At 61.9% G+C, this 25,332-nt stretch carries 24 protein-coding genes and 2 pseudogenes; 9 read left to right on the top strand and 17 right to left on the bottom strand.

Annotated features, from left to right (window positions below):
* Nucleotides 1-18: 18 nt before the first annotated feature.
* On the bottom strand, nucleotides 19-852 hold the full coding sequence (locus tag AB3X95_RS15060) for an SDR family NAD(P)-dependent oxidoreductase (protein WP_176120327.1): 834 nt from the start codon (nucleotides 850-852) through the stop codon (nucleotides 19-21).
* Between the two features lie 112 nt (nucleotides 853-964).
* Here AB3X95_RS15060 and AB3X95_RS15055 point away from each other — a divergent pair, with 112 nt between their 5' ends.
* Nucleotides 965-1,870, top strand: coding sequence for a helix-turn-helix domain-containing protein (locus tag AB3X95_RS15055; RefSeq protein WP_176120326.1), 906 nt, complete (start codon nucleotides 965-967; stop codon nucleotides 1,868-1,870).
* Here the strand turns inward: AB3X95_RS15055 and benC are convergent.
* Nucleotides 1,839-4,439 carry a benzoate 1,2-dioxygenase electron transfer component BenC gene (gene benC, locus AB3X95_RS15050; RefSeq protein WP_368621728.1) on the bottom strand — a complete coding sequence of 867 codons (2,601 nt, stop codon included), beginning with the start codon at nucleotides 4,437-4,439 and terminating at the stop codon, nucleotides 1,839-1,841. The genes AB3X95_RS15055 and benC overlap by 32 nt on opposite strands.
* A 192-nt stretch (nucleotides 4,440-4,631) precedes the next feature.
* The gene (locus AB3X95_RS15045; protein ID WP_368621727.1) at nucleotides 4,632-5,117 is read right to left on the bottom strand and encodes an SgcJ/EcaC family oxidoreductase; all 486 of its coding nucleotides are present in this window, start codon (nucleotides 5,115-5,117) and stop codon (nucleotides 4,632-4,634) included.
* Nucleotides 5,118-5,320: 203 nt separating this feature from the next.
* Between AB3X95_RS15045 and AB3X95_RS15040 the strand changes: the two genes are divergently transcribed.
* Both AB3X95_RS15040 and AB3X95_RS15035 read left to right on the top strand, forming a co-directional pair.
* Nucleotides 5,321-6,259: a cation diffusion facilitator family transporter gene (locus AB3X95_RS15040; protein WP_176365891.1), complete on the top strand. Its 939-nt coding sequence runs from the start codon at nucleotides 5,321-5,323 to the stop codon at nucleotides 6,257-6,259.
* Between the two features lie 131 nt (nucleotides 6,260-6,390).
* Nucleotides 6,391-6,702, top strand: coding sequence for a hypothetical protein (locus AB3X95_RS15035; RefSeq protein WP_176120322.1), 312 nt, complete (start codon nucleotides 6,391-6,393; stop codon nucleotides 6,700-6,702).
* A 45-nt stretch (nucleotides 6,703-6,747) separates the two neighbouring features.
* Here AB3X95_RS15035 and AB3X95_RS15030 read toward each other — a convergent pair whose 3' ends face one another.
* Both AB3X95_RS15030 and AB3X95_RS15025 read right to left on the bottom strand, forming a co-directional pair.
* Nucleotides 6,748-7,419 carry a SagB/ThcOx family dehydrogenase gene (locus AB3X95_RS15030; protein ID WP_368621726.1) on the bottom strand — a complete coding sequence of 224 codons (672 nt, stop codon included), beginning with the start codon at nucleotides 7,417-7,419 and terminating at the stop codon, nucleotides 6,748-6,750.
* A gap of 86 nt (nucleotides 7,420-7,505) precedes the next feature.
* Nucleotides 7,506-7,711: pseudogene (locus AB3X95_RS15025) on the bottom strand (MFS transporter); the annotation flags it as partial.
* A gap of 108 nt (nucleotides 7,712-7,819) precedes the next feature.
* Between AB3X95_RS15025 and AB3X95_RS15020 the strand changes: the two are divergent.
* The 4 genes from AB3X95_RS15020 (at nucleotide 7,820) to AB3X95_RS15005 (ending at nucleotide 12,399) form a co-directional block, all read left to right on the top strand.
* Nucleotides 7,820-8,653 (top strand): class II glutamine amidotransferase, encoded by an 834-nt coding sequence (locus AB3X95_RS15020; protein ID WP_176120320.1) that lies wholly within the window; start codon nucleotides 7,820-7,822, stop codon nucleotides 8,651-8,653.
* Between the two features lie 96 nt (nucleotides 8,654-8,749).
* Entirely contained in the window at nucleotides 8,750-9,361 is a 612-nt protein-coding gene (locus AB3X95_RS15015) for a response regulator receiver protein (RefSeq protein WP_176120319.1), read from the top strand.
* A 169-nt stretch (nucleotides 9,362-9,530) separates the two neighbouring features.
* Nucleotides 9,531-10,823 carry an NRAMP family divalent metal transporter gene (locus AB3X95_RS15010; RefSeq protein ID WP_368621725.1) on the top strand — a complete coding sequence of 431 codons (1,293 nt, stop codon included), beginning with the start codon at nucleotides 9,531-9,533 and terminating at the stop codon, nucleotides 10,821-10,823.
* A gap of 214 nt (nucleotides 10,824-11,037) precedes the next feature.
* On the top strand, nucleotides 11,038-12,399 hold the full coding sequence (locus AB3X95_RS15005; protein ID WP_368621724.1) for a metallophosphoesterase: 1,362 nt from the start codon (nucleotides 11,038-11,040) through the stop codon (nucleotides 12,397-12,399).
* A 412-nt stretch (nucleotides 12,400-12,811) separates the two neighbouring features.
* Here AB3X95_RS15005 and AB3X95_RS15000 read toward each other — a convergent pair whose 3' ends face one another.
* Nucleotides 12,812-14,056, bottom strand: a complete 1,245-nt coding sequence (locus AB3X95_RS15000; RefSeq protein ID WP_368621723.1) for an alginate lyase family protein — start codon at nucleotides 14,054-14,056, stop codon at nucleotides 12,812-12,814.
* Nucleotides 14,057-14,164: 108 nt separating this feature from the next.
* On the opposite strand from AB3X95_RS15000, the pseudogene AB3X95_RS14995 reads away from it, so the two are divergent.
* A pseudogene (locus AB3X95_RS14995) lies at nucleotides 14,165-14,614 on the top strand (IS5 family transposase); the annotation flags it as partial.
* Nucleotides 14,615-14,634: 20 nt separating this feature from the next.
* On the opposite strand, the gene AB3X95_RS14990 reads toward AB3X95_RS14995, so the two are convergent.
* From AB3X95_RS14990 to AB3X95_RS14955, 8 genes are all read right to left on the bottom strand, one after another.
* Nucleotides 14,635-15,546 (bottom strand): LysR family transcriptional regulator, encoded by a 912-nt coding sequence (locus AB3X95_RS14990; RefSeq protein WP_176106325.1) that lies wholly within the window; start codon nucleotides 15,544-15,546, stop codon nucleotides 14,635-14,637.
* A 55-nt stretch (nucleotides 15,547-15,601) separates the two neighbouring features.
* Complete coding sequence (aroE, locus tag AB3X95_RS14985; RefSeq protein ID WP_176365898.1) at nucleotides 15,602-16,435, bottom strand: shikimate dehydrogenase; 834 nt, start codon at nucleotides 16,433-16,435, stop codon at nucleotides 15,602-15,604.
* Entirely contained in the window at nucleotides 16,435-17,655 is a 1,221-nt protein-coding gene (locus AB3X95_RS14980) for a CaiB/BaiF CoA transferase family protein (RefSeq protein ID WP_368621722.1), read from the bottom strand. Before AB3X95_RS14980 ends, aroE begins: the two co-directional genes overlap by 1 nt.
* Nucleotides 17,655-18,116 carry a MaoC family dehydratase gene (locus AB3X95_RS14975; protein ID WP_176120311.1) on the bottom strand — a complete coding sequence of 154 codons (462 nt, stop codon included), beginning with the start codon at nucleotides 18,114-18,116 and terminating at the stop codon, nucleotides 17,655-17,657. Before AB3X95_RS14975 ends, AB3X95_RS14980 begins: the two co-directional genes overlap by 1 nt.
* Nucleotides 18,117-18,119: 3 nt before the next feature.
* A complete protein-coding gene (locus AB3X95_RS14970) occupies nucleotides 18,120-18,512 on the bottom strand; it encodes a VOC family protein (RefSeq protein ID WP_184225044.1) in 393 nt (130 codons plus the stop codon).
* Nucleotides 18,509-19,459, bottom strand: coding sequence for a ketopantoate reductase family protein (locus AB3X95_RS14965; protein WP_184225045.1), 951 nt, complete (start codon nucleotides 19,457-19,459; stop codon nucleotides 18,509-18,511). Before AB3X95_RS14965 ends, AB3X95_RS14970 begins: the two co-directional genes overlap by 4 nt.
* A gap of 135 nt (nucleotides 19,460-19,594) precedes the next feature.
* Entirely contained in the window at nucleotides 19,595-19,915 is a 321-nt protein-coding gene (locus AB3X95_RS14960) for a DUF4148 domain-containing protein (protein WP_368621721.1), read from the bottom strand.
* A 131-nt stretch (nucleotides 19,916-20,046) separates the two neighbouring features.
* Nucleotides 20,047-20,802 carry a hypothetical protein gene (locus AB3X95_RS14955; protein WP_368621720.1) on the bottom strand — a complete coding sequence of 252 codons (756 nt, stop codon included), beginning with the start codon at nucleotides 20,800-20,802 and terminating at the stop codon, nucleotides 20,047-20,049.
* A 418-nt stretch (nucleotides 20,803-21,220) separates the two neighbouring features.
* Here AB3X95_RS14955 and AB3X95_RS14950 point away from each other — a divergent pair, with 418 nt between their 5' ends.
* Entirely contained in the window at nucleotides 21,221-21,814 is a 594-nt protein-coding gene (locus tag AB3X95_RS14950; protein ID WP_368621719.1) for a ParB-like protein, read from the top strand.
* A 13-nt stretch (nucleotides 21,815-21,827) separates the two neighbouring features.
* Here AB3X95_RS14950 and tssJ read toward each other — a convergent pair whose 3' ends face one another.
* Genes tssJ through tssF form a run of 3 tightly spaced genes read right to left on the bottom strand, consistent with a single transcriptional unit; the run spans nucleotide 21,828 to nucleotide 25,320 of the window.
* The gene (gene tssJ, locus AB3X95_RS14945) at nucleotides 21,828-22,349 is read right to left on the bottom strand and encodes a type VI secretion system lipoprotein TssJ (protein ID WP_368621718.1); all 522 of its coding nucleotides are present in this window, start codon (nucleotides 22,347-22,349) and stop codon (nucleotides 21,828-21,830) included.
* Nucleotides 22,350-22,375: 26 nt separating this feature from the next.
* A complete protein-coding gene (gene tssG, locus AB3X95_RS14940) occupies nucleotides 22,376-23,509 on the bottom strand; it encodes a type VI secretion system baseplate subunit TssG (protein WP_368621717.1) in 1,134 nt (377 codons plus the stop codon).
* The gene (tssF, locus tag AB3X95_RS14935) at nucleotides 23,506-25,320 is read right to left on the bottom strand and encodes a type VI secretion system baseplate subunit TssF (RefSeq protein ID WP_368621716.1); all 1,815 of its coding nucleotides are present in this window, start codon (nucleotides 25,318-25,320) and stop codon (nucleotides 23,506-23,508) included. Before tssF ends, tssG begins: the two co-directional genes overlap by 4 nt.
* Nucleotides 25,321-25,332: the final 12 nt, after the last annotated feature.

Raw genomic sequence — 25,332 nt, 5'->3', positions numbered from 1 at the left:
CCTTGTTGTCGTTGTTGATTACTTTGCAGGCACGGCGTTGAAACCAGGACGTGGAACCTGGTCCATGAGCATGCAGTTCAGACCGCCATCGGTGAGAATCTCTGCGCCGTTAACGTAGGCCGCGAGGTCCGAGGCCAAGAACAGTGCGGGTCCTGCCAGATCTTCCGGTTCACCGATACGACGCGAGGCCACGACTTGCGCACGACGCTCTTCGAAACCCGGCTCTTCATAGAACTTGGCCGACAGTGCAGTACGGATCATGCCCGGGAGCACGCAGTTCGAGCGCACACCGCGGGGGCCCCACTCTGCTGCCAGTTGACGCGAGAGCAGGAGCACACCTGCCTTACCCGGCGAATACGAGCCGCTATTCGTTTGCGGATTGAGTGCTGCGATCGAAGCCACGTGAACGATGCTGCCCTTGCCTGCGGCCAGCATATCCTTGCCGAACGAACGAGCGCACAGCAGGTAGCCCGTCAGGTTCACGGACAGCGAGAGATTCCAGTCCTCGATCGAAACCGTTTCCAGCGAACCTGCGCGAAGCAAGCCCGCATTGTTGATCAGGGCGTTGACCGGACCCATCGTGGCACGCACATCGTCAGCGGCAGCGGCTACCGACTTCTCATCCGATACGTCGCAAGCGAAGGGCAATGCAGCCAGACCCTCATCACGCAGCGACGAGGCTACGGCCTTCGCGCCTTCGAAGTTTTTATCCACGAGAGCAACGTGGGCCCCCACGCGCGCGAACGCCTGTGCGATGCCGGCACCGATACCCGAGCCTGCGCCCGTCACGACAACAATCTTGCCATTCAGGTGCAGCCCAGGCTGCACCGGATTCTGGATTTCTTGACTCATATGGATACCCAACTTTTTTGGAAAGGTTACTTCTATAGAGAATCGCTACGCCATTTGACACGCAGGCCAACTATGTGACAATGGACAAACCACTCAAATAACAGGACAAACCGTGAAACAGGAGCAAAATGCGATTTCGAACTTCGTGCTCTACGGAGCGGAGAGCAATGCTCCTCATGACGATATGGTTCATTACGAGCCTATCTCACTACGTGCCAGTCTTTTCGACTTCGAAATCAAGCCTCACGTCCACCGTGCCCTCATCCAGGTTCTATACATCACCCACGGTGGTGGAGAGACCTCGATTGACGGCAGGACCTGGACATTTCAGGCCCCCTGCCTCATCGCGGTCCCTGCACAATCGGTGCATAACTTCCACTTCGCGAACGACATTGAGGGACACGTTGTTACGGCGGCTCAGCCAGCACTCGAATCCGTGATCATGGCCTTGGCCCCAGATCTACTGGAATTCGTTCGAACTCCGGCAGTTCTGTCGGGAATACTCAACCTTGACAAGGGCACCCCGCTAGAGACCGTTTTTCAATCGATCCGACAAGAGACGCTGGTAGACGCGCGTTGGCAGCTCGCTGCGGGTGCTGCACGGATGATCGCTTTATTCGTTAAGGTTGGACGTCTTAGCGAAAGTGCGAAACTGGCTGCGAATCCCGAGCAACGAACGCTGGCCGACAGAATTGAAAAATTCCGCGCCCTACTCGACAAGCACTGTCGGGAACGTCGGGCAGTCGGTGAGTACGCCAAAGACATGGGCGTAACCACCGGCCAACTTTCCCGAATCTGCCATGCTGCATTTGGTACTTCAGCGATCGAGGCTATCGACGCACGTTCTATCCATGAAGCAAAACGACTACTCGGCTATTCAACGATGAGCGTGAAGCAGATCGCCAACGAACTAGGATTCCAGGATGAAGCCTACTTCGGCCGTTTCTTCCGCAAACAAGTGGGAGAACGGCCAACCGAGTATCGTTCTACTGCCCAAGAGCGATTCCTGCTGGGTTAGCGCCCGTGAGCTTGACAAACAACTGCTCCGGTCCCGAGTTCGTCAAGTTGTTGCCACGCACGTACTTGATTTCCTTCGTGGCATCGAGCGAGATCGAACCCACTTTCTGTGCCAGCGCACGCACCGACAGCAGCGTCTCCAGCTTCGCCAGCGGCATACCCAAGCATTTATGCATCCCGTTTCCGAAGCCCATGTGTGCTTCGTTATCGCGGTCGATGTTGAACGTCTCACCGTCCGGGAACTTGCGCGAGTCGCGGTTGGCCGAGGACAGCAGCAGTCGGATGATCGAACCCTTCGGGATGTGAACGCCGGCGACCGTCGTATCAGCGGTCGTCACGCGGGACACGCGTTGAACGGTGCCACGATAGCGTGCCGTCTCTTCCACGAACTTATCGCAGTCGTCCATGTTGGCGCGCAGTCGTTCGAGGTGGTGCGGCTGCTCGGCCATCATACGGAACGCGTTGGCCACCAGGATAGTCGTCGTGTCGTGACCGGCGATGAACACGAACGAGCACAGCTCCTTTGCCTCTTTCTCGCTGAGCAGCCCGTCCTTCCACATGCGTGCGATGTGCGCGCCAATCGACTGGCTGTCCGTGTCCATGAGCTTCAGCATTTGGACGCGGAGGTATTCCCAAAAATCGTTAGCACTCTGCTCATCGGTACCGGTGCCCAGCGCGTTGCGTGCAATACGCCCGAAGTACGAGAAGGTTTCGTCCGACCAGAACTTCATCTTCTCTTCGTCTTCTGCCGGAACATCCAGCATGGCCGAAATCGTGCGAATCGACAGCGGAATCGAGAAGTCCTGAACCACGTCGCCGCCGCCCTTGGCGATCATCGCATCCAGCAGTTCGTTGGCACGTGCGGTCACCGCTTCAACAAACGGATCGATTGCCAGCGGCGTAAACGACGGTTGCAGAATCGTGCGCAGACGCGAGTGTGCTTCACCGTCAAACAGCGTGAGGAACGTGAGCGGCACCGGCTTCACCACTTCCGACGAGAACAGCTTCGTGTTACGGACGGCCTTGAACACGTCTTCGTAACGCGAGATGAACCAGACGTCGGACGTCGTGGACTGGCAGCGCAGAACCGGTGCGTTTTCACGCATCCACTCGTAGTGAGCGTAGGGGTCGCCCTGCGAACCGTCGTCAACGACCTTGAACGGCTCCATACCCTCGGGCCACTTCAATTCATGCGAGTATGGGGGGAGCGCGGTCGCAGGCGCCTGGTCGATCATCGCGTGGAACGGGCAACCACCGGCCTTGGCTTCTTCAGCCAGAGCCGACATAGCCCCGGAATCACGCTTCACGTGCTTGGCCAGCGCCTTCATCACGAAATCGTCTTGTGCGAATTCTGTGTACAGCTTGACCAGTTGATCATCGCCCGTTGCTTGAACCAGCGCCTTCTGTGCCGCAGCGAAGGCCCCGAACTTCTGGATCTGATCTGCGTTCAAGCGACCGAGCAGCAAGCCCAGTTCGAGAGCCCTGGCCGCGTCCGAGGTCGAAACGGGCGCATCCACCGCTTGCGATACGACTACGGAAGCCGCAGCCGGAGCAGCAGCTTGTGCGGGCGCCGCCGTAGCGAATTTTTCATAATGGAAACTCGTGGGATTCACGTTCTGGTCCTTGAGATACTTGCTTACTGCATCGACCATCGCGGGCGGCCCGCACAGGTAGATGTCAACTTCGCCGTCATTGAGTTGAGCGGCCTCGATGTGATCGGTGACCCAACCCTTACGCGGGTGAGCACTCGTCTTGTCCGCGATGACCGTTGCGTACGTGAAACCGGGGATCAGCTTCGCGTATCTTTCGAGTTGATCAACGCACACCAGATCGTTGTCCGTATTCACGCCCAGAATCAGGTGAATCGGATACTTGCTGCCGCCGCTCTTCAGGACCTCGTCAAGCATCGACAGGAACGGTGCGAGCCCCGTGCCACCGGCCAGCATCAGAACCGGACGCCCGATTTCACGCAGATAGAAACCGCCGTATGGACCCTTGAACTCGAGCGCAGCACCGACCTTCGCCTCCTCGGCCAGCCACGTGGACATCAGGCCTTGCGGCACATTGCGCACCAGGAACGAGACGTCACGGTCTTGGGGCCCTGAGGAGAATGAGTAGCTGCGCGTCTGATCCGTGCCCGGAACCGTCACGTTCACGTATTGACCGGCCTTGAATTCGAGACCAACACGGTCTTCGAGTTTGGCGGCGAATGCAATGGTGCTTTCCGAAACGCGCTCGATCGACGTCAGACGGCCTTGGTGCATGCGAGCGCTCTTGCCCGTCGAGCTCGACGCGATCTGGATCACGCAGTCCGACTTCGGGCTCATCTGGCAGGTCAGGACTTTGCGCTGAGCCAGCTCTTCCGCGCTGATGGCTTCATCCGTGCAGTCACCCGTCGTGTATTCGCCGGATTCGCATACGGCCTTGCAGGTACCGCACACGCCGTCACGGCAATCGAGGGGAATATTGAGTTTGGCGCGAATCGCGGCGTCGGTAATGCGCTCGCCGTCTTCGCAGTCGATAAGCCGAGTTACGCCGTCTTCAAAATTGAGGGTGATCTGATAGACCATAGTGCGCTCCGTGTGCTGAACCGAACGGTCAGGCTGTTTTTAGTAGACGCACTCTAGGGCCAAATTGTCACATGCTCAACGGACAGACCTTCTATTTAGCAGGACAAAACCTGCATCCAGGAAAGGGGGGAATGTAAGACGAAAAAGCCACCGGAAGGCCGATATGAAGCCCGCAAGCGGCCCGTCGTCACGCTATGGAGCGGGCCGAATGGGCGTGTTCTGCCCCGCCGCGACCCACCATACTCGGTCCCGGCGCACCAGTACGTAAAGGGCCATCTCGGAGAACGACGCCGCGAGGTCATGGGACGGTTCCGCCACCTGTCCGTCCGGGCCGAGCGCTACGCGCCGGACTTGCGCGACCGCCACGTCCGGAGCCGGCGCAAGAACACCGACGATCTCGAAGCGGGAAGCATTGTCACCCTTTCCGGATCGCTTCAATCGCGCATGGATGGGATGCAGTTCCGCGTAGCCATGAACAGACGCACCGAATGGGCTGCCCCAGATGATGTCCGCGGCAAAGTGGCGGTTCGACAGGTCCGCGTCATGCTGGTCCCAGCCGGCCTGGAGTTCCTCGACGAAGCGCGCGACTGCGTCGCTTGCCTGCCGTGTTGCGGATGCGTCGGCACTCAGTGTCGGCCGGTTCGGTTGATCGCCGGAAATCGTCGCGTGGGAAGTCATGTTGCGTCTCCATTCGTCTGGTTCCTCGACAGAGGTGACAGAGGGCCGATGAGAATGTTCCAGCTCGCACACTGCAACGGACGCCAGATCGGTTGGACTCTCCTGTAGTCGGCAGGCGTCTCGCGTCTCGAGGTCTGCTTTTTGCTGTTCAATCTTCAAGGTCGGGAACCGCCCGTTTTCGATTTGAACAAGGAGATAGGGTCATGAGGGCCAGGTCCGGGCGGCACATATCTGCGCCACGGGCGGTCTACTACGCCCTCGCATCGAATATCGCCGTCGCCGCGTGCAAGTTCGCCGTCGCGTTCTACACCAACTCGGGGTCCGCACTCGCCGAAGCCGTACACTCCAGCGCCGATTGTCTGAACCAGATTGCGCTGCTCGTCGGTCACCGCGCCGCGCGAGCCGAGCCCGACGAGCAACATCCACTCGGCTTCGGTCGCGCGACCTATGTCTACGCAATGCTGGTGGCGATGCAGCTTTTCATCTTCGGCGGCGTTGTGTCGATGGTGATCGGCGGCTTTCGAGCAATCCATCACTCACGGCTCGAACAGCCCTTGCTCGCGATCGGCGTGTTGTGCGTGTCCGGCGTGATCGAGGCAGTCGCTCTCAGAGCCTCCATTCGCACGATCGAGCCCCGGCATCGCGCCGGCGGGCTACTGAACTGGTTCAAGGAAAGCGGCAGGCCGTCCGTGATGCTCTCGGTCAGCGAGGATGCCGCCGCGGTAACGGGCGTGCTCGTCTCCCTGATCGCGATCGGCATTACGGTTCTTACCGGCAATCCGCTTTACGATGCGCTCGGCAGTGTCGGCGTCGGCATCGTGCTGATGGCCACGGCGCTGTTCTCGATGCGCGAGATCCAATCGCTTCTCGTGGGTGAATCGGCGCACCAGCGCATACGCCAGGAGATGCGCGCGTGGCTCAGCGAGCGCCGCGAAGTCCGCCGCATCGTCAGTCTGATCGCCTTGAAGTGGTCGGAGGATCTGGTGATTGCGATTCAGGCCGAACTCGAACCGCACGACAATGCAAACGAGATGGTGCGCACGATCGACCGCATCGAGCACGAATTGAAGGAGCGCTTTCCAACCGCTCGATGGATATTCTTCGAGCCCGAATTGCGAGAACATGGCCGAGCCCCGCTCTAGCAACGATGCACAGCACCGGCGACACGTGGCGCGCCGCTTGCTTGACATATGGATGCGGGCGAGATAGGGATGGTTTGTTCCCCCAATGAACGGCTCGGCCAGGCCGACCCGTGATAGGGCTGAGGGTGGCAATGGATAGCTTGCAGTGTGAGTACGACGATTGCGTGGTGCTGGTTCGCGCACTTCGGAACTGGATTGACCGCCACTGGCCAATCGACCGCGCGCGCGTCAAGGCCGAGATGGGGCAGCTCATCGACATGGTGGAACGGGCCGGACCGCGCGACGCGATGTTTCACGGTCGTATCGATGCGGCGCGCTCGCTGATCGTGCTCGGGCGATTGACGGACGCGCTGGACTGTGTCGACACGCTACTGCCGGTCGTGCAACAAAGCGAGTACAGCCCGAGGCGTTGGCCAATTACCGCCCGACGCTGGAGACCGTAAAACTCGCGAAGGCTTGATCGAACTGATCGTGCCTCTCCGAACGACTCAGGCCGGATAGCCTACCGGGATCAGATAGAGGACGGTCTGGCCGTGAGGCAGCCCGAGCTTGCGCGCCGCCGGAGCCCCGTCGACGGCGCCCACGGGCACGGCGACTAGCCCCAGCGTGACGATCTGCAACAGCATGTTCTGGGTCGAATGCCCGACCTCGAGATCGGCATACAGATTGGCTCTCCCGCCATATCTCGCGGTGAGCCTGCCGGGGTCGGCGGCCACCACGAGCAAGGCCGGGGCCGCCTCGACCGACGCCTGGTTGACCGCAAGCGCTCGCAGTGCGGGGCGCAGGTCGTGGCTGGCGCGCTTCTCGGCCCGATGGCCTTCCGGCAGATAGTGCATCACCTCCGTGGCGGTCACCACGTAAAGTTCGAGCGCATACAAAGCGCCGGCCGCCGGAGCCGCGCGCTTACCGTCCGAGCTGGTGATGCCCTGCCCCGCCCACATCAATTGGCCGATGACTTCGACGGGCAGCGGCTTCGACGCGAATCGGCGCACGGACCTGCGCTTCGCGATGGCTTCCTCGAGGGACACCGTGCCTGTGAGGTTGGGCTTGGGCAACTCGACCTGATCGGTGAATTTCGCCTGGGCGCCCTGCGCCAGGCTGGTAGAACCCTCGGCGAGCGCGCCTGCGGCCAGCGCAACCAACAGTTCACGGCGTTTCATCGGGCACCTCCATCAGCAAAAAAGCAGGCTGGCTGGCAGAGCCTGCAGCCTGCGCGAATCTCAGTGCTGCGCGTTGGCGAACACGGCTAGGCCACGGAACCCGCGACCGGTGTACGCCGCACTTCCGACAGATAGATCAGGATCAGCGAAACCCAGACGATCCCGTACAGGAACATGAAGCAGGTGGAACGCACTCTGAAAAAATCCAGCAGGATGCCGAATATAATCGGCAGCAGGAATCCGCCAAGGCCCCTGCAAGCCCGACGATCCCGGTGACGACGCCCGTGTTCTCCGGTCTATGGTGACATGCATCAAGTCTCCCTCAATCGGACTTTGGTCCTACAAACGCCGCCCGTGCGGTGGTGTAGGTTTGTCATGCGCAACCGACAGGAGACCCATCATGTGCCGCTGGCTCGCTTATACCGGCAATCCGCTTCAGCTCGAAACCGTGCTGTTCAACGCCCGGCATTCGCTGATCGATCAGAGCATGCATTCGCGGCTCGGCGCCACCACCACCAATGGCGACGGCTTCGGGATCGGCTGGTATGGCCATCCCACCGACATTCCGTTTCGCTACCGCTGCATTCAGCCCGCATGGAGCGACCGCAATCTACGCGAGGCCGCCCGGGCGATCCATTCGCCGCTATTCGTTGCTCATATACGCGCGGCGACCGACACGCCGTCGCAGGAAACCAACTGTCATCCGTTCCGCCACGGCCGCTGGCTGTTCGCGCACAACGGGCTGGTGCGCAACTACCCGAAGGTGCGCCGCGATCTGATGGTGCAGATCGACCCCGATCTGTTCCCGTCCATCGAAGGCTCGACCGATTCCGAGGTGCTGTTTTTTCTGGCGCTGACTTTCGGGCTGGAGCTCACGCCCGTCACCGCGCTCGAGCGGATGGTCGGCTTCGTCGAAGCCACCGGCCGCCGGCATGGCGTCGATGAACCGCTGAACATGACCGTGTGCGCGACCGACGGCGAGCAGATCATCGCGGTCCGTTATTCGAGCGAAGGCCAGTCGCGCTCGCTGTTTCACAGCACGTCGTTCCGCCATCTGCGCGAGTTGTATCCCGACGACGAGCGCATCAGGACGGCCGGCGAGAATGCGTTCCTCGTGCTGTCCGAGCCGCTCTCGGACTTGCCGGGCATCTGGGAGGAAATTCCCGAGAGCACGGCGGTGGTCGCACGCGGTGGCGAGATCGAGCAGTATGCGTTCAAGCCGCGAATGGACTGAGCCGCGCCTGGCATTTTGTGCCCTGCCGCCCTATGCTGCGGGAATGAGCAAGGTCTACGGCACAAAACGTGCATACCGGCTCGGGAGAAACGCGGCGTGTCATCTTCGAATCCGGGACCGACCGCAGAAGACAAGCTCGCCTTCTGCGTCGCCTGCACCGCACTGGACCAGGCGACTCGCGATCTGCAACAGTTGAGAAGCAACCCGGCAACATCGCTGAATGCGCTGTCGAAAGCGCAGCGCGACTACGAATTGTCCCGGGTGCAATGGCAGCGCTGTCAGTGGCAACTGCGGGCCGCGACGGCCCATGCGGTGAAGAGACCATCACAATGCATCGGCGCGGTCGTCATCGTTGGGCACGACAAGGCGGTCCGGGATTCTCTGCGGGTTCTGCTCAATGTGAAGGGATATGGGCGCTCCAAAGCGCTCGGTTTCGACCATTGGCATGAAATATGGCTCGAGCCGTCGCGCCAATTGATCATTCTCGACGTTCCCGTCAATTCGATTACGACAGCGTTGTGGTTCGTGGAGAGCTTCGATACAAGCATCGATAAGCCGCACATCATTGCGCTGGCGCGGCCGGAAGACGCGGCCAGTTTCGCTGGCAAGGTCGATGCCGTCGTTGCCAAGCCCATCGTGCTCGAAGAATTGCTTTACGCAATCGACTTGATCCAGTTGCAGACGAAGGCTCCAGCGCATCATGGGTGACGGTGTCCGTCGGCACGGCCCAAGGTTCGTTCCTCCCCTCTAGAAGCCCGGTATTTCCGCGTATTTTCACCGAAGCCGCGCTTCGCATCTGCTTGCCGAAGCCGCGCAACGCCGGCACGAACACCCCGGGCCCACAATTTGCTAAATGTGGCGGCGAGGTGACATATATATGAACGACGATAAATCGATCGAGCCGGAATCCGCCGTACGCGACCCCGTCGAGCGATCCTGGATCAGACGCCTGGGCCCGGGCCTGATCACGGGCGCGGCCGACGACGATCCCTCCGGCATCGGCACTTATTCGCAGGCAGGCGCGCAGTTCGGGTTCAATCTTCTGTGGGTGATCCTGATCACGTATCCGTTGATGACCGCGATCCAGCTGGTGAGCGCGCAGATTGGCCGGGTGACCGGCAAGGGCCTCGCGTCGAACATCCGCGCGCATTATCCGGCGTGGCTGCTGTACAGCGCGGTCGCCCTGCTCGTCGTGGCAAACGTGATCAACATCGCCGCTGACCTGTCGGCGATGGGCGCCGCGGCCGGACTGCTGCTGCCAGGTCCGCAGCACCTTTACGTCGTCGGCCTCGGGACGTTCTCGGTCATCCTGCAGATTTTTGTCCCCTACGAGAGCTACGCGCGGATTCTGAAGTGGACCGCCCTATCGCTTCTTGCGTACGTCGCGGTCGCTCTCATCGTGCCGATCCCTTGGGGCGAAGTCGCGCGCGCGATTGTGTTGCCGCGCATCTCGCTGACGTCGGACTATCTGACCATGATCGTCGCGGTGCTGGGTACGACGATCAGTCCGTATCTATTCTTCTGGCAGGCGTCGCAGGAAGTCGAAGAAATGCGCTCGGCACCTGAACAGGCGCCGCTGCGCCGCGTGCCGCAGCAGGCGCCGGCGCAGTTGCGAAGAATCCGCTTCGATACGTGGGTCGGCATGGGGGTGTCGAACTTCGTTGCATTTTTCATCATGTTGACTGCGGCGGCTACGCTGCATCTGCACCACATCGAAGTAAAAACCTCGGCCGATGCCGCGCGAGCGCTCGAGCCGTTTGCCGGGCGTTTTGCTTACGTCCTGTTTGCGCTCGGCATCATCGGCACCGGCCTGCTCGCACTGCCGGTTCTCGCCGGCTCGGCCGCCTACGCCGCCGCGGGCAGCTTTCGCTGGCGCAGCAGTCTGGCGTTGCATCTGACGCTCGCGCGCGAATTCTACGCGGTGATCGCACTGGCCATCGTCGGCGGTGTGGCTATCACCTTCATGCATTTCGACCCGATCCGCGCGCTGTACTGGAGCGCGGTGATCAATGGCGTTACCGCGGTGCCCATCATGGTCGTCATGATGCTGATCGCGCGAAGTCGGCGGGTGATGGGACAGTTCGCCGTCAAGGGCGTGCTGGCGTGGGGAGGATGGCTCGCGACGCTCGCGATGGCGCTGGCGGCGGTTGGCGTGTTCGTGCCGTCGTAACCAGACGCGTGTTCACCACGAACCCGGCTTTCGTACGGGGAAACCATGCTTAGCAATTCGCGCCGCACCGGTTGCGCAACGGCAACCGTATCTGAACTTCCTCGTTTTACCTTCGTCTGAACGGTGCATCCGGCCACCGACGGCGCCGTCACATGCTGACGGTTTGCCGACAACCGCGTGGCCGCTCCCGTTCCACGACCAAGGAGGATTGCACATGCCGAAGAAGCGTTTAGACGAATCGTCACCCTCACGCGGCAACCGCAGTGGCAGGATTCTCGCCGCGCCGGTTTTCTCGCAGCCGCAGCCCACGCCGGACCCGCAAACCTTCGTGGTCAGGCACGCATCCGATGCCGCGGCCTACAAGGTCATCGACGAACTGAACCGCGAGCACAAGCTGAAGGCGCTGCCGTTTCCGCCGCCGCGCGGCGGCACCGAGCCCCGGCTGACGTTTGCGGAGGTGGTGAACAACAACCAGCAGCTCATCGATACGATTAGCCAGAGTGGACAGATCGTCTTTCACGCCACCGGCGACTGTGGCAGTACGAAGGGTCCGGCCACCCAGAACGAAGTCGCGGACAAGATGGTCAGCGACTTCGACGAAGCCGATCCCGCCGAGGTGCCGCAATTCAACTTTCTGCTGGGCGACATCGTCTACAGCTTTGGCGAGGCGCAGTACTACTACGATCAGTTCTATGAACCGTACCGCAACTACCATGCGCCGATTCTCGCCGCTGCCGGCAACCACGACGGAATGGTTTCGCCGTTAAAGCATGAAAAAAGCCTGCAGGCGTTTCTGAGGAACTTCTGCTCCGACTGCTTCCAGGTCTCTCCCGACGCGGGCCACCTTTCACGGACCGCGCAAATTCAGCCAGGCGTTTTCTTCACGTTCGAGGCGCCGTTCGTGCGCATCATCGCGTTGTACAGCAATACGCTCGAGGACCCCGGTGTGATCGCGGACCGTGACATCGGCAACAGTCAGCTGAAGTTCCTGAAAGCGGCGTTATTGCGGGTGAAGAAAGAGAACTATCGAGGCGCACTGCTGTTCGCGCATCACCATCCGCCGTATGTGGCGCGCGGGCGTCACGGCTGGAGCGTGGAAATGCAACAGCAGATCGATACGGTTTGCGATGAAGTCGGTATCTGGCCGCATGCGGACCTCGCGGGACACGCGCACAACTATCAGCGCTTTACGCGAACCCGTTCCGATGGCACCCACATCCCTTACATCGTTTGTGGCAACGGCGGTCACGCGGTGCAGCAGCTCACCACCAACGGACAGCCGCCGCTTCGCGCGCCGCAGCTGATCCAGGCCGCGTCGAAAGACACCGATGCAGTCGTCCTTGAAAGCTACGACGACCGCAACTTCGGCTATTTACGGCTCGTCGCCAACGCGAGGCAGTTGCGCATCGAATACCATCCCGCGGTCGACGGACCCAACACGAAAACCCCCGACGATCAGGTGACCATCGATCTGGCCACCCGGCAGGTCGCGCACTATGTCGCTCGCGACTCGGGCATACCCGCTCTTGCCGAGCACATTCGTCAATTCGCGCGGGTCCAGCCTCGCGAAGACTGACAGGTGCGCAACTCGCCTCGATCCGATGCGATCCGCGGCTCCCGCTGGTTTTCCCGCATTGCAGATTCGCGAAGATCTACCGTAATCGTAAAAGTGAGGCGGCTCGCAGCGTTCGAGCCGTCGCTCAACCCGGTAGTCGGAGAACAGCGTGAGATTCAAAGCGGCCTCGTGCCCTACAAAACCCGACCCGATTGAGTCTCGGGTCGATAGCGACGCACACGCGAATGGCTGGTCAGCCCGCAACCAGCAGTTTCTTTCCTACTTCCTGTCGCGGTATGGTCAACGCAGGACCATCCAATGCGAGGCGCACTGTTCCTCGCCTATTGGTCGGGACAGATCCGCCCCCTTCTGCCCCGACCATCTTCGATCACCCCTACCGACGACAAGTCTCGCGAGCACCCAAGCGGATCCGTTACTTGAGGGTGTACGTCAACGTGCCATACCCAAGTTGGTCGAAGCCGCCGCTATTCGATCCATAATCACCGCCGCCACCTTCGGGGCGCACACGCTGGGCATATGCGGTCACGCCCGGCGCCTTGAGTTTCTTCAGCACCACGTAGTGGTTGTAGAGCAATTCCCAGATTGGCCGCATATCGCCTCTCGATCCCGGCGAAATACTCGGCTGCGTCGCGAGGCTATCGGAATACAAGGTGTAGGGCATGTCGTGGCCGAGGTTGTATTGCGCAGCGTATTCGGCACCCTTGAGCAGACGGTTGTCGTCGTATCCGAACAGGTCGTCTCCCTGATTCCAGGCCATCTGGCAAAACGCACCCGCCAGCGCGAAGTCGAGCATGGTGTGCCCTTGGTCGCGGCCGCTTTCCTGGACTTGACCGAGCCCGTTCGGATAAAGCTTCCAGACGAGGTGTTCGATCGAGCCATTGCCCGCGCCGTGCTTGAAATACTCGACCGCTTCCGCATAAATGTCCCGACGGTCGGTCAGCACGCCAATCGCCAGCATCGACGCCATGTTGGCGAGATCCCAGTTTGCCCAGTAGTGATCAACCTTAGTGCCGTTGTGCCGGGTCAGGAAGTCGTGGTTCATCGTGTAGAACACGGTGAGCATCATCGACTGGAAGCGCCGGAAATCCGCCGCCTTCCATTGCGGCGACGTGCGCAGGATTTCCGCCGCATTCGCCAGTTCGTAGCCGTAGATGCCCGAGGCGAGGAACTTGTCCGAACTCCCATCGATCATCTTCAGATTGGCCGACCACGCGTTCAGGATGTCGATGGCCTTGCCGGCGTAGGCGTCGTCACCAGAGACTTTCCAGCGCAGTGCGAGCGCATAGGCCGCTGCCGCGTCGTTGAACAGCAGCGAATAGTTTTCGGCATGCTCAGGGTTCTTGCCGCGATAGATGGCATCCTGCGGGCGTGGCGTCCAGTCCAGCGACGCATGGCGGTTGGCGATCAAGCGTTGCCACCCTTGTAGCCAAGGCTGTTTGCCCTCCGCCACGTTGACTCGCATGCGCTCGAAGTCCCGCTCGCTGTGCAGCAGCCCAGGATGTGCGAACGGCTTCGCTTCGATATCGGATGGGGTTTGCACGGCCACCGGAGCGTGTTGCCGGTCTGCGCCAGCGTAATGGTTCGCTGGTTGAGCGACGCAGGCCGAAAGGCTGACCACAGCGATGATTGACACAGTGAGTATCGATTTTCTCGACATGAGCGGATGAGCCTCAGGAATTGAACGAACGGGTGCCTCGTGCTTTGCACCGAAGACAAGCCTCGCATCGGATCAACGCCCGATTGGGAAGAAGCGTTGACGTTGCCGGAATACCGGGAGTTTGTCGAAGCCGTTCTTTGGATTGCTCGCACTGGCACTCCATGGCGCGATCTTCCGGAGGAATTCGGGTGCTGGAACAGCCTGTACAAGCGGTTCACACGATGGTCCCAGGCCGGCATATGGCACGGCGTGTTTGTCGCGCTGGCAGGCGATGCGGATTTCGAGGAAGTTTTCATCGATAGCACCATTGTCCGGGCGCACCAGCGCGCTGCTGGCGGTCCCAAAAAAGGTGACCAATCGCTGGGTCGGTCTCGCGGTGGCTTGAGCACGAAGATTCACGCACTGGTTGACGGGCTGGGCATGCTGGCTAAATTCGGCCTCACGGGCGGGCAAGCCGGCGACAGTGCTGAGGCATTGCCGTTGCTGGGCGAACTAAGGCCAGGCAGCGTCGCGGCCGACAAGGCCTACGATACGGACGCGATCATTGCACACCTGCGTGCGCTTGACGTGCAGGCGGTCTAGCTTCTGCTCCCATTGAGAAACAGATCCGCGACGACCGAGCGCAGCCAGCGATTGCCGGCTTCGTGATGGTATTTCGCGTGCCAGTGCTGGCGCACCGCGAACCTGTCCACCGGGAAAGGACACGAATGGACCACGACGTCATTCGCCCGCGCCAGCGTCTCGCCAATGTGTCGGGGCAAGGTAGCAATCAGATCGGTCGACTTGATGATCGATCCTAGTCCGAGGAAGCCGGGCAATTCGAGCACGACGTCGCGTTCGATGTTCTCGCGCAATAACGCCTGTTCGAGAAGTTGCCCGCCCGTGCCAGCCGCAATGACGACATGCCCCTCGCTGCGGTATTGCTTCAGACTCAACCGCGCACGCACGCGAGGATGATTGCGGTTGGCAAGGCATACCCAGTCCTGCATATAAAGCTGTTGCTGGTACATACCGCCCCCCAGCCAAGGCACGTGCCCGATCGCAAGATCCGCCTCGCCGGATTCGAGCGCCCGCTCCGTATTGCCGTCGATCCTTGCCGCTTCGAGCCGAACGCCTGGCGCCTGCGCCCGCAAATGCGCCAACATTCGCGGCAGCAGCGTAATGTGGCTCGCGTCCGTCATGCAGATTCGAAACCGTCGTTTCGCCGTGGCGGGATCGAACGATATCTCCCACGCAGCGAACCGGCGCAGCGACTCGAGAATTTCCCTGCACGGTCCGATCAACGCGTCAGCCTGCGGAGTGGGCGTCATACCGCCCGGCGTGCGAACGAATAACGGATCCTGCAAATGCTCGCGCAAGCGACCCAACCAGATGCTGACCGTCGGCTGACTTTGCCCGAGTTGCTCAGCGGCGCGCGTGACACTTCGCACGTCGTAAAGCAGGTCGAAAAGCTGAAGCAGCTTGAGGTCCGGAAGCTCAGTGGTACTCATGGCGGTATTGTCATTTGCAATATCGCCATTGTATCCATTGCGCCCACCGCATGCGTCAAATGAGCGGAACGGTCAGCCGGTCGATGATCGCTTGCGTCTGCGGTCGAACGCCGCGCCACCACTCGAACGCTTCGGCAGCCTGCTCGACGAGCATGCCGACGCCGTCGGCGATGCCCTGCACGCCCGCATTTCGCGCGAGCCGCAGGAACGGCGTGAGCCCCTTTCCATACGCGAGTTCGTACGCGGTTCCTGCTGGGCTGAACACGTCCGGGGGAACCGCAGGCAACTGACCGGTCAGGCTCGCCGATGTCGCGTTCACGACGAGGTCGAACTGCCCCATTCCGTCGAGTTCCCGGTAGCCGCATGCGATCAATGGGCGGCTGCTAGCGACTTGCGCGACCAGCGCCTCGGCCTTGCGCACATCCCGATTCACGACGACCAGTTGCGCCGGACGCGCCGCGATGAACGGCAGCAGCGCGCCACGCACCGCTCCGCCCGCACCCAGCACGAGCACGCGCTTGCCCGCCATCGGCTGAGCGAGGTTCACTTCGATATCGCGCACGAGACCGACGCCGTCGAAGTTCTCGGCAACGATCCGGCCGTTTTCGAACTTCAGCGCATTCACGGCGCCGGCGAGCGTGGCCCGTTCGCTGCGCTCGTCGGCGATCGCGAACGCCTGCATCTTGAAAGGCGCGGTGACGTTCATGCCTCTGCCGCCCGCGGCGATGAACGTCTTGACGGTCTCGACGAAAGCGTCGGCGGGCTCGATCGGACCCTGGATCGCCGAGTAGCTGATGTCCTGTCCGGTCGCCTGCGCAAACAGACCGTGAATCAGCGGAGATTTCGTGTGGCCGATCGGATTGCCAATCACCGCGTATTGGTCGCTCATCACGCACTCCTCTTCGAAAACAGCACGCCTTGGGTCTGCATCGCGTCGATTTCCGCGGCGCTGAAGCCCAACGACTGCGCGACTTCCGCGTTGTGCTGACCGAGATCCGGGCCGACTTCGCGGATCGACGTGTCGCAGTCAGAGAAGCGGAACGGCAGGTTAGGCAGGCGCAGCTTTCCGAAGCGCGGATGGTCCTGCTCGATCACCATGCCACGCGCGACGATCTGCGGATCGTTGACCACTTCATCGATGCGCTGCACTTTTGCGCAAGGCACGTCGATGCCATCGAGCAGCGCCAGCACGCCGGCGACCGGCCGCGCCGCAACCCACGGCTTCACGACCGCGAGGATTTCGTCGCGATGCGAGTTGCGTCCGTTCAGGCTGTGAAACCTCGCATCGGTGCCGAAGCCGGCCGGACCGCCGTGCTGTTCGACGAGCGAAGCAAACCGCTTCCACGCATCGTCGACCTGCGCGGCGATCACGAGATCGCCGTCGGCCGCGCGGAACACGCCGTACAGCGTCGACGTCGGCATGTCGTGCCCCGTCTGCTCGGGCAGCACGCCTTGCATCGTGTAGCACTGCACCGCGTATTCGTGCATCGACACCAGCGTGTCGTACAACGCCATGTCGATATGCTGGCCGAGGCCGCTCTTCACGCGGCCGAGCAAGGCCGCGTTGATCGCGGCGACCGCGTGAATGCCCGTGTACATATCGCCGAGCGAAATGCGCATCAGCGGCGGCGGTTCGCCGGGATTGCCGACCATCTGCATGATGCCGCTCTTCGCCTCGGCGATCAGGCCGAAGCCGGCGCGATGCGCGTCGGGGCCGGTGTGACCGTACGCCGAAATCGAGCAGTACACGAGACCCGGATTGCGTTCGGACAACGCGGCATAGCCGAGGCCCAGCTTGTCGAGCGCACCCGGCCGATAGTTTTCGATGAACACATCGGCCGAATCGCACAGACGCCGCATGAACTCCTTGCCGCGCGGGTCTTTCATGTCGACGCTGACGCCGCGCTTGCCCATGTTCAATTGCAGGAAGTAGGCGCTTTGCTGGTCGTCGAGGATGGTCGCGTGCTGCCGGCCGGCATCGCCGCTGCCGGGACGCTCCACCTTGATCACTTCGGCGCCGAGCGCCGCGAGGCAGCGGCCCACGTACGGACCGGCAAGAAAGTGGCTGTAGTCGACGACGCGAATACCTTCGAGGGGGCGGGCTTGCATCAGTTCGCTCCCGGACGGCGCGGCACCATCAGCCGATGTTCGCCGCGCTGGACGACCTGGCCGTCCTGATTGATCAGCTCGGACGGCAGCACGACGATGCCCCAGTCCGGACGGCTGTTGCTCGCGCGCATGTTGCCGACGCGGAACTTGACGTGAAGCACGTCGTTGACCTTGATCGGCAGCAGGAAGTCCCACGTCCAGCCGAGCGACATGCCCGGCAGGAAGCGATAGTCGCTCTGCGTCTTCAGGCCATCGGCGATCGACAGGCCGAACAGCCCGTGCGCGACGATCGAACCGAAGTGGCTCGCGTTTGCATATTCCTCGTCGACATGCACGGGCGTGTGATCGCCGGTCAGATCGGCGTAAGCGAGAATGCGTTCTTTGGTGACGGTATAGGTCGGGCTCACGCACTCGTCGCCTTCGTTCGCGTCGTCCCAGTACTTTTCGATGATCGTGCTCATGCTTTACGCCTCCGCGCGTGGATTGATCGCCAGCGCCTGCGCAACGCACGTGGCGGGTTTGGCCTGAATCAGTTCGACCGCGAGTCCATCCGGCAGGCGCAGCCAGTTGCGCCCTTGCGGCATTTCACTGACGCCGAACGCTTGCGCCGCGGCGAGCGAAGCCTCGAGGTCCTCGCACATCACGCCGAGATGCGCGAGCCGGCCCTCGGGACCTTCGTAGCGCGGATCACTGATGAACTGCAGTCCGCCGAGCGTCCAGTACTGACGCGGCTCGTCGCGCGTGCCATCCACCTCGCGCATGGTCATGCCGAAGACCTGTTCGAAGAAGCGGATATGCCAGTGGATATCCGTCACCCAGATGGCGACGTGCTCCAGATAGGCTTTCGCGCCGCTCATGCCGTCGCTCCTTCTCGCTGACGGTCGGTCATCGCGCGCTCGATGCCCTTGATGCACGCGACCAGCGTCGAATTGACCGGCGTCGGCACGCCGAGGCGCTCGCCCCAGCGCACGACCGCTCCGTTGATGAAGTCGATTTCCGTGACCGAGCCTTTTTCGAGGCTCTGCAGCATCGAGGTTCTGAACGCCGGCGAGAGTCCTTCGGCCGCGAGCGTCCAGGCTTGTTCCGCTTTCGTGATCGAAAGACGGATGCCGGCAGCCTTCGCGGCTGCCATCGCTTCTTCGATCGCCGCCAACGCGGTGGCTTTCAGAACGGGCTCTTCGTACAGTTGCCCATACGTCAGACCGGTGATGCCGGTGATCGCGCCCGTTGCGACGTTGATCAGCAACTTGTCCCACATGGTGCCGAGGATGTTGTCGCTGATCGTGGTCGTCAGACCCGCACTGTTGAACGCGTCGGCGATGGCGCGGACCCGGTCGGTAACCCGGCCATCGAGCTCGCCGACGATGGTCAGCTTTCCGTTCACGCCCGACTGGATGTGCCCGGGCGCCTTCAGCACGCCGCCCACATAGGTCTTGCCCGCCAGCACGCGCTCCCGGCCGACGATTTCGCCGAGCACGTCTTCATGGCCGAGGCCGTTTTGCAGCGACAACACGAGCGTGTCGGGTCCGACGAGATCGAGCGCGCCGCGCATTGCCGAATCGGTGTGGAAGGACTTGACCAGCACGATGACGAGGTCCACCGGCCCGACTTCGGCGGGGTTCATCGTCGCGCGGACTTTTACGCGGCGTGAGCCGTTGGCATCGTCGACTAGCAGGCCGTCGCGGCGCATGGCCTCGACGTGCGCCGCGAAGCGGTCGACCAGCCACGTCTGATGGCCGCCTTCAGTCAGCGCGGAGCCGATCGCGCAACCCAACGCGCCGGCTCCCAGGAATGCGATCTTCATAGATGTCTCCGTGATTTGGAGACGAAGATACGATTCCTACCTCATGCTGGCAATGCAATGAACGCAATATGGTCATTGTGTATTTTAATGTTACATTACGCCAACTGGGATGGATCAACGTTCCAGTCTTTCCCCTCAATGCGCGCGTACCGTCTGACCGCTCTGTCCCGCGTTCATCGCCGCGGCTCTATCCGCTCGATGCATCGCGGCCACCTTCGCTTCCGCGGCCTGAATATCGGCGGGATATGAACCATCATCGCCCATCGACGGGTTGTATCCCGCCGCTTCCAGCTCCTCGAGTTCGTGCATGACCTCCGCGCGCGTGAGTTGATGAGGCTCGGGCTCCGATACAGTTTGCGCATCCGCGCTTGTGCAGCCCGCCATCAACATCGCACCGGCGAACACGCAGCTCAGTAGCGAGCAAACCGCGTATTGTCTCAACGATTCCGATTTCATGATGTGCTCCTTTTGACCTGAGAATGTATTCGCGCATCTGCATTCACTTCGGACCGTCTCGTCAGATCGTGAGTGTTACGCGATGCACATCCGGTAGACGGAGTTTTCTCGTTGGATATTCCCGGTCTTTTCTAAATAGAACTACCACGCAATCTCCGACGTTCGATCCCATTGCGCAATTGACCTGCGACGAACGCGCCGACGATCAGAGACAGATACAAGGCCACGAGATCGTGACGCCATGCGTTCAATGCAAGCTGATGCGCAATCAGTTTTGGATCGGGAGTTGGAAGGACTGCCCGCTTCGCTTCGACGGCTCGCATCATCCTGACAAAGCCTGCTGCGGACAACAATGGCAGCACGATGGCCCATGTCAACAGCACGGGCTTCATGCGAAGCGCCCATCGCATGTGACGCAAGCGAAACCATAGTCCGAGGCATCCGTGTATCCATCCGGGCGCGAGCAGCGCAAGCTGCAAACCCTGCGTACCGGTCGTCAGCAACTGGATCACGACACGCTCGTAGTCCGGTTCGAAGCCATAGAGCGTGGACGCGAGCCGGGTCGTCACCGCATGACGGATCAGCAGCAGCGGCAGGCTGAGGCCTGCCCATAGACGCACCCACTCCGCCAGAGGCAACGCCCAGTGACGGCGCGCATAAATCGTTCGCATCGCCAGCACGAAATGCAGCGCAGCCGCTCCGTATAACGCGATCGTTCCAGGCGCGCTGCGCCAGAGCCGCAGCGCCAGAACCAGACCGCGTCCGGCGAGTTCGAGCGACCAGATTCCGAGTGCGTGATTGAGCAGATGGAGAAAGAGATAGACCAGCAACACCACGCCGGAGCCGAGTTGCAATCGCCGCAGAGCGGCTTGCATCCGCAACGTCATGCGAACGTCCCGTTGATGTCGTATGTCACGTGCGGGGCAAACGCCGCCGCGTCGATCAGGTTCATTTGATCACCCATCCGATGTCAGTCTTACCTGCAAGACCACCAAGATGCGGTGCTTATTCCCGATTCGCTTCGCCGCATCATCGCCCCATCACGCGTTGCGCGCGACATCGCCCGTCACCGCATACCCGACCTGCATGCAGTGAAGGCGGTGCCGGGGAGGCTTGCAGGCCATTGCGGCGGCGGCCTGAGAGCCCGTCAAAGCGTCGCCGTCACCCCACCATCGACATAAAGAACATGACCGTTGACGAAGTCCGACGCGCGCCGTAGACGTCTGGCGGAACGCGAGCGACGCTTCGTGCGGCGGCATGAATTTTGCGGAATCCGCGTGATCGCATCCCGACACGGAGACCGACATGGATACGCGGCAAATCGAAGAACTGCGTCCGACGCAGATGACCCACGGCGCGCGCGAGGTCCGGGAAAAGGCCCGCCAATACCGATCGCTGAGCGCCCATGACCTTCAAATGGCCATTGCCGAAAAGCCGATACCGGTCGTCTGCGGACCGAAGGGCATACCGTTCGCGATCGATCATCACCATGTGGCGGCGGCGCTGTGGCAGGTTGGCGTGCGCTCGGTTCCGGTCGTGCTGGTGCGGGATCTTTCCTCGTACACGTCGGCGTCGTTCTGGCTCAGCATGGAAAACGAACGATGGACCTTTCCGTACGACGCGCAAGGGGTGCGCCGGCCGTTTGCCGAATTTGCCAGGCACGTGTGGGAAATGAAGGACGATGAATACCGAAGCCTCGCGGCGGCGGTCCGCGATGCCGGCGGCTATGAAAAAACCAATGTCCCGTTGGAAGAATTTCGCTGGTCCGACTTCTTTCGCGCGATGTTGCCGCGGCCCGATAACGACGAAAAGTTCTCGGCTTTGCTCAAGGAAGCCTTGAAGCTGGCAAAGAGCGACCGGGCATTGGGACTGCCGGGCTATCTCGGTCGAAAGGATTGAGCCGGTGGCTCACTCAATCGTGGGCCACATTGCCCGCCGTCACCAGAAACTGATCCATCAACGACATCTTCAACGGCTTGTCCGCGTCGAGCTTTTTCTTCTCGATCACATACTTCCAGCCATCCCCGTTGCCGGGATTGCGATAAAACGCGACGATCGCCACATAGTTCGTATCGGCCTGCATCGGTTGCGACAGGCTCGCCGACGCCCCTGGATTCAGCACCGATGCCATGCTCGCCTGCAAATCCTGCGCGAGCAGCGTGCGGTCGTTCTTCAGCAGATCCTCGTACGACGCGCCATCGAACACCTTGCGGTCCTTCAACTGATACACGCGCACCGCTACCGATGTCGCGCGACCGGCGTCGTCGGGGTTCAGCGCTTCGCGCGCGGACAGATCGACGTCGAGCACCTTGATCCGCTTGAAAAACACCGCGTGATACGCGCTCGACGACGCGTCCGACATGGATTGCCATGCGCCGCAGGCGGACAGCAGCGCAACGGCCGCAACCGTGGAAACGGTAGAACGAAGATTCATCGATAGTCCTTTGGGCGCGTTGTTCATCACGCGGATCGAGTCAGGTATGGATTGGCCGCGGGCTTCGGAAACGCTTGATAAACCCCGAGCGCGACGTTGATCAGGCATTCGCTCGCGGCGGGCAGCACGGTCGTCCAGCCGAGGCGCGGCGCGGGTCCTGGCGATCCGCCGTTGATCGCGAAAAGCGGCGCGAGGCGCGACGACATTTCCATCCGCAGATGCACGTCGGCCTTCACCCCGACATACAACTGCACGAACGCCATCAACTCGCGATGCAGCCACGCACCCGGCAACAGATCGTGCGCCTGGGCGGCATCGGCCGGCCGCAACGTCACGCGCACCGCCCGGCTGCGATACGCAAGCCGCTTGCCGAGCACATAGCCGCCGCCGAGGCCGCGGCGCGCGTTGTCGTCGCCGGTTGCACCAGCACGAGCGGCCAACGACGTCAGCCGTTGCGGCCTGCCGGCGCGCGCGAGCGCGGGAAAGAACTCGTCCACCCGTACATCGACGCCCGGAACCGCGAGCGCGACCACGCCCGCGAGCCCCTCGGGCGTGCGCGTGCGCTGGATTAACAGGCCGAGCAGCGCGAGCATGCGCGAATCGGGCAAGCCTGCGCGTTGCGGCTTATCGCCCCAGCCGAAACCGGCGAGGCACAGGAGATTGCGCGAATGCGCATCGCTGCCGCCCGCGCGAAAGCTCTCCGGATAGCGGTACTTCTTCCACGCGCGATACAGCAGCGTGACGAAGCGGTGATTGAACTGATCGAGAAAGGCTTCGACCACTTCGTGCCCTTCCTCGCGCAGCACGATCTCATCGATCATGTGCGACGGCATCGCCGCGTCGACACCGTAGAGCCCCATGAAGGTCGTGCGCACGGTCGGCGCCACGTAACCGACGAAGGCATCCGGATCATCGTCGAATTCGACCGCGGCGATCTCGCCCGCCGGAAAACCGGTGCGCGCGCGTGGCCGGAAGCGCACCGGCTCGTGCGCCGGGGTATCGCACGTGCCGAAGCCAGCATGGTTCGGCGCCCGCAATTCGAGCAGCCGGCACAACTGCATGAAGTTCATCCGTGGCGCACGCGCGAGCAGCGCCGCGACTAGCGGTTCGAGATTCGGCGGTTCGTCGCGCGCCTCGAAGGCGTTCGCGTATGCGCTCATAGCGGAGCCCGTTGCGCCTTGCTGCGCGGCCAATCGGTGCGGGTCCGCGACGGCAGGCTCACGATCGATAGCTTCGTGAACAGATTGATCTCCGCATACAGCGCGAAAAACCGTTGCAGCAATTCGCCGAACAGCATCACGTCGCCCTCGCCCGCGAACGCGTGCGAATCGAGTGTCACCTCGATATGCACGCCGCGCTCGACCGAGCCGCCCGCCACCTCCTCGAGCAATTCCTGCGACACCCACAGAATGCCCGCGAGCCGCCGGCGGTTCAGTTCGTCGCTGGTCCAGTCGTATAGCGCGAGCGCGCCGCGCAGCACTTCCGCGTTCATCATCGACAGGAAATTCGGCGCGAGATGCGATAGCACGCGCCACTGGAAGCGGTCGCCGGTCGGCGGATAGAGCGGCAGCGTCGGCGCGACGAGATTGTTCACGCCGACGACGTTCGGCGTGCTCGCCGCCAACTCGGCGATGTGCGCTTCGCGCAGGCCCTTGCGGGGCAACATGCCGTTCGTGCCGGTTACACGCAGCGACAGGCTTTCCTCGGGCAGCGTGTGCATCGTCTCCCAGGCGTGACCGCCGAGCACGACCCACGTCTCGTACAGACCCGCGACGCCGGGCCGCATGCGCGCATGGAAGTAGCGCTCGGGCGCCTCGTGCCGCAGCATGCCGCCGCGATGCCGAAACGTCGCGAACGGCACGTACTCGTAGCGCTCGGCGGTGTCGTGATCGAACGCCTCGATCGCATCGACCGAATAGGTCTCGACGTGCTCGCCCTGATGACCGGCGGGCAACACGCGGTATTCGGTTTCGTGATGGTCGATCTCGATCGGCTCGGCATCGAGTTCGAACAGGTTGATCACCGGCGTGCAGAAAAGCCGCACGTTTTCCGCACTGAAACACTGATCGGGCGGATATGCGTGCTTCAGAACGATCTCCAGTTCGAAGCGCGTCGAATTGTCCGGCAGCTTCGTCACGTCGAGTCCGTACAGATCGACGAACAGGAATTTCTCGCGGAACGTGAAGTATTCGAGCAGCAACTGGTATCCGGAGAACGCCGCATCGGCCTTCGGCCACAGCCTTTCGTCGGCAGAGAAACCGGCCGGCTCGATCGTCACGTTGGCGAGCGGCAGCGCTTCGCCATCGCGCACTTCCGGAATGCGCCAGTGGATCGCATCGACCTCGCGCGTAAGTGCCAGATGCATCGCGAACGCGGTCGGCAGATCGGCATTCAGATACAGCCGCACGCGCGACAGGTCCATTTCCTTGCGACGCGCGGACTGATGGAGCTCGAAGCCGAGCCGGACGATCGAGCGCCCGTCGTGGCGCACGGTGGGCCCCGCGTGCGTGATCGACAGTGGCTGCAGCGTGACCGGCTGCGTGGTCCGGTACAGACATTGCACGGTCTTCGGCGTCGCCCCCTCGGCGCCTGCCGCGTTCGGCACCGCGATCGGTGCCGAGCGCACCGGCACGCCGGCCGGCACCAGCTCGGTTCGCTGCAGCTTCTCCGCGAGCGGCAACAGTTCGACGATCGACAGCGACGGAATCATCCGCAGATAGTGCGGCCACAGCAGACTCACGAGGCCTTCGGTCAACTCCGGCGATTCATCGTCGAGCTTCTGCTGAAGACGGCCGGTCAGAAACGCAAAACCTTCGTGCAAGCGCTCGACGTAGGGATCGCGATCACCGACGCGATCGAGGTTCAGCATGCGCGCGCGGTCGGGATGCGCATTCGCGAATTCCTTGCCGGCCTCGCGCAGGTAGCGCATTTCGACTTCGTAGTAGCGCAGGATGGGGTCGTCGTGTTTCATGCCTGGTGTTCT

Source organism: Paraburkholderia sp. BR13444 (assembly GCF_040948755.1).
Taxonomy (GTDB): Bacteria; Pseudomonadota; Gammaproteobacteria; order Burkholderiales; family Burkholderiaceae; genus Paraburkholderia; species Paraburkholderia youngii.
The sequence above is the reverse complement of the archived record's forward strand: the minus strand, read 5'-3'. Positions and strand labels throughout refer to the sequence as shown.

Coding starts and splice junctions, on each gene's coding strand:
- AB3X95_RS15060 (WP_176120327.1), bottom strand. CDS start 852: ATGAGTCAAGAAATCCAGAATCCGGTGCAGCCTGGGCTGCACCTGAAT.
- benC (WP_368621728.1), bottom strand. CDS start 4,439: ATGGTCTATCAGATCACCCTCAATTTTGAAGACGGCGTAACTCGGCTT.
- AB3X95_RS15045 (WP_368621727.1), bottom strand. CDS start 5,117: ATGACTTCCCACGCGACGATTTCCGGCGATCAACCGAACCGGCCGACA.
- AB3X95_RS15040 (WP_176365891.1), top strand. CDS start 5,321: ATGAGGGCCAGGTCCGGGCGGCACATATCTGCGCCACGGGCGGTCTAC.
- AB3X95_RS15035 (WP_176120322.1), top strand. CDS start 6,391: ATGGATAGCTTGCAGTGTGAGTACGACGATTGCGTGGTGCTGGTTCGC.
- AB3X95_RS15030 (WP_368621726.1), bottom strand. CDS start 7,419: ATGAAACGCCGTGAACTGTTGGTTGCGCTGGCCGCAGGCGCGCTCGCC.
- AB3X95_RS15020 (WP_176120320.1), top strand. CDS start 7,820: ATGTGCCGCTGGCTCGCTTATACCGGCAATCCGCTTCAGCTCGAAACC.
- AB3X95_RS15010 (WP_368621725.1), top strand. CDS start 9,531: ATGAACGACGATAAATCGATCGAGCCGGAATCCGCCGTACGCGACCCC.
- AB3X95_RS15005 (WP_368621724.1), top strand. CDS start 11,038: ATGCCGAAGAAGCGTTTAGACGAATCGTCACCCTCACGCGGCAACCGC.
- AB3X95_RS15000 (WP_368621723.1), bottom strand. CDS start 14,056: ATGTCGAGAAAATCGATACTCACTGTGTCAATCATCGCTGTGGTCAGC.
- AB3X95_RS14990 (WP_176106325.1), bottom strand. CDS start 15,546: ATGAGTACCACTGAGCTTCCGGACCTCAAGCTGCTTCAGCTTTTCGAC.
- aroE (WP_176365898.1), bottom strand. CDS start 16,435: ATGAGCGACCAATACGCGGTGATTGGCAATCCGATCGGCCACACGAAA.
- AB3X95_RS14980 (WP_368621722.1), bottom strand. CDS start 17,655: ATGCAAGCCCGCCCCCTCGAAGGTATTCGCGTCGTCGACTACAGCCAC.
- AB3X95_RS14975 (WP_176120311.1), bottom strand. CDS start 18,116: ATGAGCACGATCATCGAAAAGTACTGGGACGACGCGAACGAAGGCGAC.
- AB3X95_RS14970 (WP_184225044.1), bottom strand. CDS start 18,512: ATGAGCGGCGCGAAAGCCTATCTGGAGCACGTCGCCATCTGGGTGACG.
- AB3X95_RS14965 (WP_184225045.1), bottom strand. CDS start 19,459: ATGAAGATCGCATTCCTGGGAGCCGGCGCGTTGGGTTGCGCGATCGGC.
- AB3X95_RS14960 (WP_368621721.1), bottom strand. CDS start 19,915: ATGAAATCGGAATCGTTGAGACAATACGCGGTTTGCTCGCTACTGAGC.
- AB3X95_RS14955 (WP_368621720.1), bottom strand. CDS start 20,802: ATGACGTTGCGGATGCAAGCCGCTCTGCGGCGATTGCAACTCGGCTCC.
- AB3X95_RS14950 (WP_368621719.1), top strand. CDS start 21,221: ATGGATACGCGGCAAATCGAAGAACTGCGTCCGACGCAGATGACCCAC.
- tssJ (WP_368621718.1), bottom strand. CDS start 22,349: ATGAATCTTCGTTCTACCGTTTCCACGGTTGCGGCCGTTGCGCTGCTG.
- tssG (WP_368621717.1), bottom strand. CDS start 23,509: ATGAGCGCATACGCGAACGCCTTCGAGGCGCGCGACGAACCGCCGAAT.
- tssF (WP_368621716.1), bottom strand. CDS start 25,320: ATGAAACACGACGACCCCATCCTGCGCTACTACGAAGTCGAAATGCGC.